The sequence below is a fragment of the Vibrio sp. 1727 genome, assembly GCF_033344415.1.
In the GTDB taxonomy this organism is placed as follows: domain Bacteria; phylum Pseudomonadota; class Gammaproteobacteria; order Enterobacterales; family Vibrionaceae; genus Vibrio; species Vibrio alginolyticus.
Genome location: NZ_JAWPOT010000018.1, coordinates 119,339 through 130,921 on the forward strand (window position 1 = coordinate 119,339; position 11,583 = coordinate 130,921).

The following is an 11,583-nucleotide window of genomic DNA, read 5'->3' on the forward strand; positions in this document are numbered from 1 at the left end:
CGAAATAGCGCAGCAATTTGAGCTGCGCTATTTTTGTATGAGTGGTTCGTATTTAATAAATGATATTCACTTTTGAAGCACTTTCAACAGCATCTTGAACGGCTTCTTCGGTGGTTTTTCGTCGCGTAAGGACAACACCTAAACGGCGGCGACCATCGATTTCTGGCTTACCGAATAGACGAACTTGTGTTTGAGGTTGAGCTAAAGCTTTGCTTAGGTTTTCAAAGCGAATGTTTGTGGAAGTCCCTTGTCCAAGAATAACAGCAGACGCAGATGGGCCATATTGCACAATATTATTAATTGGCATTCCGGTAAACGCGCGCACGTGGAGAGCAAACTCAGACATTTCCTGCGAAATCATTGTAACCATACCCGTATCGTGAGGGCGAGGAGAGACCTCATTGAAAATGACTTTATCGCCTTTGACAAACAGCTCTACACCAAAGATGCCGTAGCCACCGAGCGCGTTTACCACTTTCTCAGCCGTGTATTCAGCTGCTTTTACTGCGTTTTCTGACATAGCTTGCGGTTGCCATGATTCGCGGTAGTCGCCATCTTCCTGACGATGACCAATTGGAGCACAGAAATGCACACCGTCAACGGCTCTGATGGTCAATAAAGTGATTTCGTAATCGAAGTCGATAAAACCTTCCACGATAACGCGACCTGCACCCGTACGTCCGCCTTCCTGAGCGTAATCCCATGCTTTTGTAACGTCGTCTTCGGTCTTGATAACACTTTGCCCTTTACCGGAAGAGCTCATCACTGGCTTCACCACGCACGGAATACCCACATGTTCAACCGCGGCTTTGAAGTCTTCAAAGTTATCTGCAAAACGATAAGGTGAAGTCGTCAATTCCAGTTCTTCTGCTGCCAAACGTCGGATACCTTCACGATTCATTGTTAGCCTGGTTGCCTTAGCGGTTGGAACAACATTCAGTCCTTTTTCTTCAAGCTCTACCAGTTTGCCGGTTGCGATGGCTTCAATTTCTGGTACGACGTAAGTAGGTTGTTCCTTTGTAATAACTTCTTCTAAGGCGCTTCCATCTAACATATCGATGACGTAACTACGGTGAGCAACTTGCATCGCTGGAGCATTAGCATAGCGATCACAAGCAATCACTTCTAAACCAAGTCTCTGGCATTCAAGGGCGACTTCTTTACCGAGTTCGCCAGAGCCTAAAAGTAATACACGGGTAGCATTTGCGCTGGTTGCAGTGCCAAACATAGTGTTCCCTTACAAAATAGAGTGGTGAGACAGAAATTGCAGGAGATCATACTGAAGTTTTATGACAAAGCAAACGTTTGCTTTTGGTTTTTAGGCAATAAAAAAGCTCTACATGTTGTAGAGCTTTTTGTTGAATTTGTCGTTTATACGTTGACAAAACTAAGCGGAATATCTGGATTCAACGCTTCCAACGTTGATTGCGTATCGGCTAAATGACTGATCTTACCTTCTGAGTTCTCTACCAATGCAGCGGCTTTGATGCTGTCAAAGGCTTCACCCGCAAGTAAAACTTGGATTAGCGCAACTTGTAGCGGTGGCAAGCTAGGATTAAACGCTGCATTTTCTGCATAAGCGCCTTGGAATACACGGCCGCTAGTCATCTCTAATGCTAAACCACTCAAGTTGTTGGTGTATGGAGAGTGGCTCATGTTCATCGCTTCAACTGCACTTTGGATGAGTGCGTCTTCATCATCACATGAGAACTGGTGTTGAACTTCTGCCATTAAGCCGGACTCGATACCGAGATCGTTTGGTCCAAAGGCTTCAGGCAGGTATTCATGAAGTGACTTTTCTTCGCGTTCCGGGAGCTGGATTTTAAGCTCGTTTGCGGTAGATAACTCATTCATGAACTGGCGGCAGTGACCACATGGGCTGAAGTTGATAGTGATATCCTTAACACCACGTTCGCCTTTCATCCAAGCATGGCTAATCGCAGACTGCTCTGCGTGAACCGTTTGACCCAACTGTACACCAAAGAATTCCATGTTGGCACCGAAGTAAAGGCGACCTGAAAGACCACGAACGATAGCGCCGACATAAAAGTCAGAAAGGGGAGCATAGGAGTACGCTGCGGCAAAAGGAAGTAGCGCAACACGAAGCTCTTTGTCTGATAGACCGGTAGCTGAAAGCAACTGCTCAAATTGTTGAACTGAAAGCGTAGCATCAAAATCATCAGCTTGGATGATAGGAGCAAGTTGTTTGGAAAGTGCTTCTGGAGCGCCTGCTAGCGCCTGTTCAATGCGACTTTTCATGTTGAATCCTTGTTATTGCATGGACAGTTATTCTATGTGAAAGATAGAAATGTTCCGTGCGTTAGATCACGATAAATAATGCAATTGATAATTCTGTTACATAATTAGAGTGAGCTCACACATGTATTCGATTGCACAGGTGTGAAGCGTTATCTCCGTCTCACAATTAACCATATCAGTATATATTCATATGACCAAGGAGCAGGAGTATGTTACTAACGCAACTTTTACCGCTATGCTATTTTATACCTACGTAATCTAGAGCGAGTGGTAGCACCTAGAATGCTAACGCTATGAATGTATATCTCGATCAAGTCCCTTCACGATATTACTGGGTGAGGTTGATAGATAAGATAGGGTTTTGAAAAGGGTAAGGAAGAAGCGGAAAGGCTACGGCCTGCCGGAAGGAGGGCAGACCGAGAGCGCTTAACTATTGATATAGCCAGACAGCCAAAGCAAAAAAGCTTGGAGCCAAAATAGAAGTTATGATCCCACATAAAACCAATGCGAGTGATGAGAACGCGGCATCTATGGGCTGTTTCTCTGCACAAGTAGCGGTGCCTAAGGCATGAGAGACTGTACCCATTGTCAGACCACGTGCAATCGGGTGTTTAATTCCAATCAAATTGTAAATTGGGTATGCCAAAATTGCGCCCAATAAACCGACAATCAGAACCAAGATCGCTGCAACGGCGGCTTCACCACCGAGGTGACTCGATATTTCCATCGCTATTGGTGTAGTGACGGACTTACCCACTAGACTCGCGATTAAACTGATATCCGCTTTGAAAGCGACTGCGATCAAGGTGGTTGTCATCATCGACATCACACTGCCTACTGTGCAAGCAAAAGTAATGATTCGCCAGTTTGCTTTAATTTGTGGCAGTTGTTCATATAGTGGATAAGCCAGAGCAACTACGGCTGGTTGAAGTAAAAAACTGATCCCTTCGTTATCCGCATAATACGTTTCAAACGGTACATTTAAGTAAGTAAGCAAAGGAATGAGCACTGAAATACTGATCAGCAAAGGATTTGCTAGAGGATTATTCACTTTGATTGCAATTTGGCGCGCGACAAGAAAAACCGCAATGGTAACAACTAACCACATATCAGTGCTTCTCCTTTAACAAGTAGTCCAGCAGCCAAGCGAGGCTGACTAGTACAATGAGTGAGCCTCCAACTGCGCTAGCAATGATAGGGAGGGCATTAGCGAGTAGCATATCGAAATGTTGCATTAATCCCACGCTAATAGGAACGAACAATAAGATCATATAGCGGATAAATAGCGTGGCGCCCGGTTTGACCCAGTCGACTTTTACAAGCCCAAGAGTCATGGAGAAAAACAGTACGAGCATACCGATGACACTTCCTGGAACGGAAACGCCAGTGAACTTTTGAATGGTAATTCCGATGCCAAGTGCTCCCATGATGAGGAAGATTGAAATGAGCAGTTGGATCAGTTGTAAGAATCGTTCTTTAATCATTTTGACAGTATATAAACAACAAGCACACCATAAGGTGCGCTTGTATTAGGAGGAGTTAGGAAGCTAAGCTCTCTACATAACGGTACACGGATTTTAATATCGCAATCTTCTTTTCGTCACTTTCATGTTCGTGAACTAAGTTTTCTAAATTCAGCATGTACTCTTCAATTTGGCTTTCAAACACTTCTCGACAGTGTAGTGCCCAGCGTCTTTGTTCTTGCTCGTCTAATGTGCCTGGGAAGTTACGCGCACGATAGCGGAATAATAGAGGTTTAATACGCTTGTCATCAAATTCAATGTCTAATGCAGCAAGATTATTCGGGTCGGTTTCTCGAATGATATCCATAGCTGCGCGATCAGCCGGAGAAAAGAACCCGTCGTAAAGCTGTGTATCGACGTCATCACTTTTATCGAATTTACGCTCGACTGAAAAGAGGCTAATCAGCTTTTCTCTAATTTCAGGATGTTGGCGCAACAAAGCGAGATTAGCGAGACATTGCTGGCGATCAATGCCAATAGACTCCGCATTTTCAGCCGTTAACGTTTTTGCAGGGGCGAGAATAGGGCATTTGTTCAAATGAACTAGTTTAACTGGCACTGGTAGCAATTCACCAAGATCTTCGCGTTTAGTGTAGAGTCTTTCGTGCAGCTCTTCTGCGGATAGCTCAAGAATAGGTTGAGGGTCTTTCGCTAAATCGATGGTGATAACGGCGTTATTATTGGTTGGATGCCAAGCAACAGGCACAATCCAGCTAGTGTACTGGCATTCGCGCCCTAGCATGCCTGAAACGTGCATCAACGGTGTCATGTTGACGATGTCGACTAAATCATTGAGCTTGCGCTTTTGGCGCATAGAAAAAAAGTAATCAAACAATTTTGGTTGCGCTGCTTTTACTTTCTTTGCCATTTCGATAGTCGCAACCACATCTGCCATGGCATCGTGCGCGTTACTATGCTCTATGCCGTTAGCCACAGACAAGTGTTCTAATTTAAAGCTAGTGAAGCCATCTTCGTTTTCTGGCCATTCTACGCCTTCTGGGCGAAGGGCATGGCACGCGCGTAGTACATCGAGTAAATCCCAACGTGAGTTACCGTTTTGCCAACTCCATGCGTATGGATCGATAAAGTTGCGATAACAAGTATAACGGGTCACTTCGTCATCAAAGCGAATGCTGTTGTAGCCTAAACTGGTAGTATTTGGTTTCGCGAGTTCAGCGTGAATCTTAGCGATAAACTCTGGCTCAGAAAGGCCTTCTTGAACCGTTTTTTGCGGAGTAATACCAGTAATAAGTGCAGCTTCAGGAGACGGAAGATAATCAGCAGGTGGCTGGCAGTACATGACTAAAGGCTCGCCGATGATATTAAAGTTTTCATCTGTACGAACACCAGCGAACTGGCTTGGGCGATCTTTCGCGGGGTTGGTTCCCCATGTCTCATAATCAAAGAAGAAAAAAGTGGGCTGATTATCTTGGTGCATTCTGCTTACCGTTTACAAAACCGATGACAGTATTAGACCATTCAACGCCTTGACTAGCAACGAAAGATGCAAGTTGAATTTTTGAAAATGAAAAAAGCCGATGGCGAACCATCGGCTTGATATTTTACGTTTTATCGCTTTGGAAGGAATTTGAGTTCTATGCTCGTGTTTCTTCCAATGTTGCTTCACTTTCTGGTGACTTCAGCACTCGGCTAGCAATTGTACCCGCAGTCATTGAGCCTGAAACGTTTAGTGCGGTACGTGCCATGTCAATCAATGGTTCAATAGAGATAAGCAGCGCTGCGATGGTCACAGGTAAGCCCATTGCAGGAAGAACAATCAAGGCTGCAAACGTCGCACCGCCGCCGACACCTGCAATACCAAATGAGCTGATGGTGATAATCGCAATCAATGACAGGATAAAGTGTAGATCAAGTGGGTTGATGCCCATTGTTGGAGCTACCATCACTGCCAGCATTGCAGGATAGATACCCGCACAGCCGTTTTGGCCGATAGTGGCACCAAACGATGCTGATAGGTTTGCAATCGCTGGTGGTACGTTAAGCTTGGTGATTTGCGCTTCTACGTTTAGTGGAATTGTTGCTGCTGAGCTACGAGATGTAAACGCGAAGGTCAGTACAGGCCAGATTTTCTTAAAGTATTCCGCAGGGCTAACGCCAACAAAAGAGACCAATACGCCATGAACAACAAACATCAGTGCGATAGCAACATAAGACGCCACAATAAAGCCAAGTAGGTTTAGGATGTCGCCTGCGCTTGATGTCGCTACCACTTTTGCCATCAGTGCTGCGATGCCGTATGGCGTTAGGGCCATGATCATCTTCACTAATCGCATAACGATAGATTGAGCAGCTTCTACGAAAGTACGAATCGGTGATTCCAACTCTGCTTTTTCTATCATCACTTTACGAGCGGCGATACCAGTTAACACGCCGAAAATCACAACAGCGATAATCGATGTCGAGCGAGCACCTGTTAGATCAGCAAATGGGTTGGTTGGAATGAAACTAACTAGCATTTGAGGAATAGTTAGGTCACTTACTGTACCGGCACGGCTTTCTAAAACGGCGATACGAGCGGTTTCACGCGCACCTTCAGTTAACCCTTCTGCTGAAAGGCCAAATGTCGTTGTCACCAAGATACCGATAAGTGCAGCAATTGCAGTCGTTACTAAAAGAACAGAGATGGTCAGGCCAGAAATTTTACCTAAAGATCCACCTTTCTCCAACTTAACAACTGCAGAGATCATCGATACCAATACTAGTGGCATGATGACCATTTTCAGTAGACCAACGTAGCCACTGCCTACAATGCCTACCCATTCAAGTGTTTGAGCAATTGCGCTGTTGCCTTCACCGTGAATGAGTTGCAAAGCAAGACCAAAAAGAGAACCGGTAACAAGACCGATCAAAACGAGACGTGAAAGAGTGTGTTTCTTTTGTTGCTGATTAAATAGAAAGAACAATATTCCAACAAAGACGGCTAGAGAGGCTATCACTGCAAAATTCATAATTTGACCTTATCAACCAGCCGAAGTGGCGGTTGTTTTTTATACGGGGTTTTATACGGATTTATTTATGGAGCGTAAGATAACGCTCGTGATATAACTTTAAAAATGACAAACGGGTATTAGCTAGATCTAAAATGAATATAAAAACGAGATCTAAGTCGCGTGAGAGTGTGAATTAGCACGTTAATTGTACAAAATGGTTATTCGTAGTGATGCAGTAAGTCACGCATTTCTTTCCTTTGTAAGTAAACCACCGAGTCTTCTTGATAACTGAAAAGTTGATAAATCATCGCTTTGGCGACATCTTCTGCTCGAATAGGTAAAAAGTTGGACAGTTTGCCAAGCATAAGTGGGCGAATTACCTTAAACAGAGTTTGTACTAACTTCTCGTCCATTCTTGGGTTTTGACGTTGACCAACAAGCGGGCCTGGGCGAACAAATACGATTTCCTCAAAATCCATAGCTTCGATTCGTTGTTCCATTTGTCCTTTACAAGCTAAGTAATGGGATGGCGATTTACTATTTGCACCGAGGCTAGAAACAACCGCAAGGCGTTTGACTCCGATTGTTTTCATTTGTTGCGCGACTTTGCACACCAGATCAACATCTACTCTACGCAAATTATCCTTACTGCCTGCTTGCTTAAGGGTCGTGCCTAAACAGATAAAGCCGATGGTTGGTGTTGGTTGGTTCTCATCCCATTGGTGGATAGAAAGGTCTGCATCAATGAGAGGAATAAGCTTGTTGTCCACATCTAGGACGCCATCGAGTGGGCGGCGAGAAAGATAATATAATGTTCCAACACCTGATTGATTTATGAGGTTTGCAATGACTTTTGAGCCTACTAAGCCAGTTGCACCGGCGATGATTGCGCAGGTGTTGTTATCCATATCTTTTCTCCTATATGGGAACATAGTCTAAGCTATTGTAGCGGATTTCAACGAGTTACTTATAATCTCGTGCAAGAAAGGTGAGACGCTCTGCGAACTCGGCAGACTATCCTGAGATAAACTTGATTAGCGCTGCCCCAATTGGATGCAAGTGTATACAATAGTGGGGCGCGCAAAAACTGTCGCTGAACAAGACCTCTTGAACAACAGAACACCTCTCACCCAGACAACATCAAAGGAACGTAAAAAATGGATGACTCTTTTGCTGCGGAGATACAAGCACGCATAGATAACAAAACCAAACCCGTCGGTTCTTTAGGCTTATTGGAAAAGGTGGCACTGCAGTTAGCTCTTATTCAAAGTCAGAATAAACCTCAGCCAGTTGATTCCATCGCTATCTGCAAACCAAGCATGCTGGTATTTGCTGGAGATCACGGCGTTGCAGAGGAGGGTGTGAGCATTGCGCCAAGCGAAGTCACTCAGCAAATGGTGGTTAACTTTCTCGCTGGCGGCGCAACCATCAACTGTTTTTGCGACATCAATGGCATTCAACTCAAAGTAATAGATTGCGGCATGTTGGCTCCTATTGATGTGCTTGTTCCAGAATTTAAATCCCATCCCAACTTGGTTGAACAACGGTTGGGTAACGGTACGGCTAATTTTTCTAAACAATCAGCGATGTCCCCAGAACAAGTGGCGTTAGGTTTAGAATATGGTGCGAAGATTGCTGAGCATACCATTTTGCATGGTTCAAACCTCTTGATGTTCGGCGAGATGGGCATCGGTAATACCAGTTCGGCCTCAGCACTGTTATCGGCGCTGAGCTCATTAGATATTGATTATTGTGTTGGCGTTGGCACCGGAATCAATCAACAGCAGTTGAGCCGCAAATATAAACTGGTAGCACAGGGGGTAAACCGATGTCGAGGTCTTGATACCAAAGCGATTCTCGCACAGGTTGGGGGCTTTGAAATCGTACAAATGGTGGGCGCTTTTTTAGAAGCCAAGCGGCTTAAAACTCCAGTTTTAGTGGATGGGTTTATCGTATCGGTAGCGGCTTATATTGCGACGTTGTTAGACGAAGAAACGCGTGAATACATGTTGTTTGCCCATCGCTCTGAAGAAAATGGACATAAATTTGTATTGGAACATCTTAAAGCAGAACCTCTGCTCGACCTTGGTTTACGGCTAGGGGAGGGAACAGGAGCCGCTCTTGCCTTACCGTTGTTAAAAGCTGCCGCCCAGTTTTACAACAAAATGGCGAGCTTCGAGAGTGCAGGAGTTACAGTTTAGTGTCAGTCCCTGATAATTCTGAGAAAGTCACGCCGTCATCGTTAAGATACCAGTGGGAGTTATTTCTATTAGCTACCAGTTTTTTTAGCCGCTTACCCGTGCCCCAAGCGTTGCCTTACAGTGAAGAACGCATGAATCAGGCAGGCCGTTACTTCGCGTTAGTTGGTCTCGTGCTTGGAGCGCTTTGCGCTTTGGTATTCTCGCTCACCTCAATTCTTTTCCCAGAGTCGGTTGCCATAGTATTAACGATGGTGTTTAGCTTATTGTTAACTGGGGCTTTTCACGAAGACGGCTTGACCGATATGGCGGATGGCATTGGCGGTGGCATGACCGTAGAGCGACGCCTCTCTATTATGAAAGACAGTCGTATTGGCACTTATGGTGCCGCCACTCTCATTATGGCGTTATTGGCTAAGTATGTTTTTTGGAGTGAATTGGCTAACTTGCCGCACTTTTGGTTGGTCATTGTCGTCGCTTACACCGCAAGCCGAGCACTAGCAGCGACGCTTATTTATGACATGCCTTATGTCAGTGACAGTGATACGTCGAAAAGTAAACCGCTAGCAAGTCGCCAGTCTTCTCTAGAAGTCTCCATTTTGTTGTTTACTGGTGGCGTAACATTGCTTGTGCTTGGTATCGCGGATGCGATCTTTATATCGCTTGTTCTCGTGGTATTTCGTTTGATGCTCAAACGTTGGTTAACCAAGAGAATTGGCGGCTTTACGGGGGATTGCCTTGGGGCAGCGCAACAGTTGTCGGAACTGCTTATTTATCTCACTATGATTGGATTGTATCACTCCTCATGAAGCAATTGATACTCGGTGGCGCGCGCTCTGGGAAGTCGCATTTGGCAGAAAAAACAGCTAAGCAATTATCGGTCGCTTCTCATCGATCATTACACTATGTTGCAACCGCGCTGCCATTTGACCAAGAAATGCGAGAGCGAATAGCGCATCATCAAAAGCAACGCGGGGGCGAGTGGCAAGAGCATGAATGCCCCCTTCATTTATCTGAGTTACTGACAAATTTCGCTACCACCGATGTTGTATTGGTCGACTGTTTAACCTTGTGGCTCAACAATTGGATATTTGAGTTAGGTGATGAATGTTCCAATGAGAAGCTAGAAGCAGAAATTGAAAAGCTTATACAGGTGGTACGTGGCTCAGATGCGACGTTAATATTCGTCTCTAACGAGGTTGGAATGGGCATTGTACCTTTGGGGGCGGTTAGTCGTTATTTTGTGGATAATGCAGGACGGATGAATCAAAAACTAGCCAGTGTTTGCCATCGCGTTACCTTTGTTGCTGCTGGTTTGCCGTTGGTTCTTAAAGAGTAGGATGGAACAAAATGAAAACACTCAATATCTATCTTGTGCGTCATGGAAAAGTAGACGCTCTACCAGGACTCCATGGCCAAACAGATGTAAAAGTTACGCCTGCTGATCAAGAGAGTATTGCTCGGGCTTGGGCCGAGAGTGGACGAGGTGTGGGTGGAATAATTTCTTCTCCGCTTTCACGCTGTCAAGAACTGGCAAACATCATTGCTGAACAGCAATTATTACCAGTAATGACGGATGAGTCTTTACAAGAGATGGCATTTGGTGATTTTGATGGTATGCCTTTTGATATGCTCACTGAGCAGTGGAAAAAGCTAGATGCTTTTTGGCAATCGCCAGCACAACATACGTTGCCGAATGCTGAGAGCTTAAGCACATTTTCTGAGCGCATATGTCGCGTTTGGTCTCAAATCATCAACGATATCAATGACAATCTACTTATCGTCACGCATGGTGGCGTCATTCGTATGATTCTTGCTCATGTATTGGAGTTAGATTGGCGTAACCCAAAGTGGTATTCGACGTTGTCGATAGGAAACGCTTCTGTCACGCATGTAACAGTTACCATAGATGAGCAAATTTACGCCTCGGTGCGTTCGATTGGCGTACCTCTTTTAACTCGTTAATTTATAAATATTAAAATGCCCAGAACGATATTGCTTACGGGCATAGTCACGGAAGATGTCAGTGGAAGCCCATCTGCTAGGTGCAGGAAGCGAAAATTGACTCAGTTACATAAAAAGGAAATATAGAAATGACAACGCCGAGTTGGGATTTGTCCATCGTTTATAACGACCTTTCTGACCCACGAATTCAAGACGATATTGCTCTTGTGGAACAATGTATTGATCTTTTGAATAAACAATCAGCAGATTGTGGCAACGTAGAGATCATGCAAAATGCGATTTTGACCAATGAAGCCGCGAGTCGTTTAGCGGGTACAGTTGCAAATTTTGCGAGTTGTTATGCTTCTGTTGATGCAACAAACGCCGAAGCGAAATCGTTACTTGGTAAAATGACCCGCATCTTTTCGGAGCTTTCCCAAGCGTTCAGTCCCTTTGATTTGACACTAACTCATGCCGACGAAGAGTTTATCTTGCGCGTGTTAGACCATGAGAATCCTGATATCAGTGGGCAAGCTTTTTCTATCTTGAATTCTAGAAAGTTGGCGGATACTCGTCTTAGCAACGCAGAAGAACAGTTACTGGCTGCGATGAGTGTGGATGGCAAATCGGCTTGGGGTGTGCGACGTGAAGTCGTATGAAGCGCTGTTCACCGCTTAACGAGTGAACCATCTGTATCACCAGATGAAC

The 11,583-nt window shown here is 44.8% G+C and carries 11 protein-coding genes and 1 pseudogene; 5 read left to right on the plus strand and 7 right to left on the minus strand.

Translation table 11 applies throughout. The features are described from left to right. Positions 1–52: 52 nt before the first annotated feature. The 7 genes from purT to R8O10_RS17435 form a co-directional block, all read right to left on the minus strand. A complete protein-coding gene (purT, locus tag R8O10_RS17405; protein WP_005385459.1) occupies positions 53–1,228 on the minus strand; it encodes a formate-dependent phosphoribosylglycinamide formyltransferase in 1,176 nt (391 codons plus the stop codon). 143 nt (positions 1,229–1,371) lie between these two features. Next, a complete protein-coding gene (cdd, locus tag R8O10_RS17410; RefSeq protein WP_025766818.1) occupies positions 1,372–2,259 on the minus strand; it encodes a cytidine deaminase in 888 nt (295 codons plus the stop codon). A 430-nt stretch (positions 2,260–2,689) separates the two neighbouring features. Next, entirely contained in the window at positions 2,690–3,367 is a 678-nt protein-coding gene (locus R8O10_RS17415; protein WP_318191575.1) for an LrgB family protein, read from the minus strand. Position 3,368: 1 nt separating this feature from the next. Continuing rightward, positions 3,369–3,743, minus strand: a complete 375-nt coding sequence (locus R8O10_RS17420) for a CidA/LrgA family protein (RefSeq protein ID WP_005397786.1) — start codon at positions 3,741–3,743, stop codon at positions 3,369–3,371. Positions 3,744–3,798: 55 nt separating this feature from the next. After that, a complete protein-coding gene (sbcB, locus tag R8O10_RS17425) occupies positions 3,799–5,220 on the minus strand; it encodes an exodeoxyribonuclease I (protein ID WP_085569561.1) in 1,422 nt (473 codons plus the stop codon). A 157-nt stretch (positions 5,221–5,377) separates the two neighbouring features. After that, positions 5,378–6,751, minus strand: coding sequence for an L-cystine transporter (locus tag R8O10_RS17430; RefSeq protein ID WP_025766775.1), 1,374 nt, complete (start codon positions 6,749–6,751; stop codon positions 5,378–5,380). Between the two features lie 200 nt (positions 6,752–6,951). Next, positions 6,952–7,641, minus strand: a complete 690-nt coding sequence (locus R8O10_RS17435) for an NAD(P)H-binding protein (RefSeq protein WP_053350419.1) — start codon at positions 7,639–7,641, stop codon at positions 6,952–6,954. Between the two features lie 249 nt (positions 7,642–7,890). Here R8O10_RS17435 and cobT point away from each other — a divergent pair, with 249 nt between their 5' ends. The 5 genes and pseudogenes from cobT to R8O10_RS17460 all read left to right on the plus strand — a co-directional run. Then, positions 7,891–8,934 (plus strand): nicotinate-nucleotide--dimethylbenzimidazole phosphoribosyltransferase, encoded by a 1,044-nt coding sequence (gene cobT / locus R8O10_RS17440; RefSeq protein ID WP_318191576.1) that lies wholly within the window; start codon positions 7,891–7,893, stop codon positions 8,932–8,934. Continuing rightward, the gene (locus R8O10_RS17445; RefSeq protein ID WP_169628428.1) at positions 8,934–9,740 is read left to right on the plus strand and encodes an adenosylcobinamide-GDP ribazoletransferase; all 807 of its coding nucleotides are present in this window, start codon (positions 8,934–8,936) and stop codon (positions 9,738–9,740) included. Before cobT ends, R8O10_RS17445 begins: the two co-directional genes overlap by 1 nt. Then, the gene (gene cobU / locus R8O10_RS17450) at positions 9,737–10,270 is read left to right on the plus strand and encodes a bifunctional adenosylcobinamide kinase/adenosylcobinamide-phosphate guanylyltransferase (protein ID WP_053350418.1); all 534 of its coding nucleotides are present in this window, start codon (positions 9,737–9,739) and stop codon (positions 10,268–10,270) included. Before R8O10_RS17445 ends, cobU begins: the two co-directional genes overlap by 4 nt. A gap of 11 nt (positions 10,271–10,281) precedes the next feature. Further along, positions 10,282–10,896, plus strand: a complete 615-nt coding sequence (gene cobC, locus R8O10_RS17455) for an alpha-ribazole phosphatase family protein (RefSeq protein ID WP_169628429.1) — start codon at positions 10,282–10,284, stop codon at positions 10,894–10,896. A gap of 128 nt (positions 10,897–11,024) precedes the next feature. Further along, positions 11,025–11,513 (plus strand): annotated as a pseudogene (locus tag R8O10_RS17460) (oligoendopeptidase F); the annotation flags it as partial. Positions 11,514–11,583 lie beyond the last annotated feature (70 nt).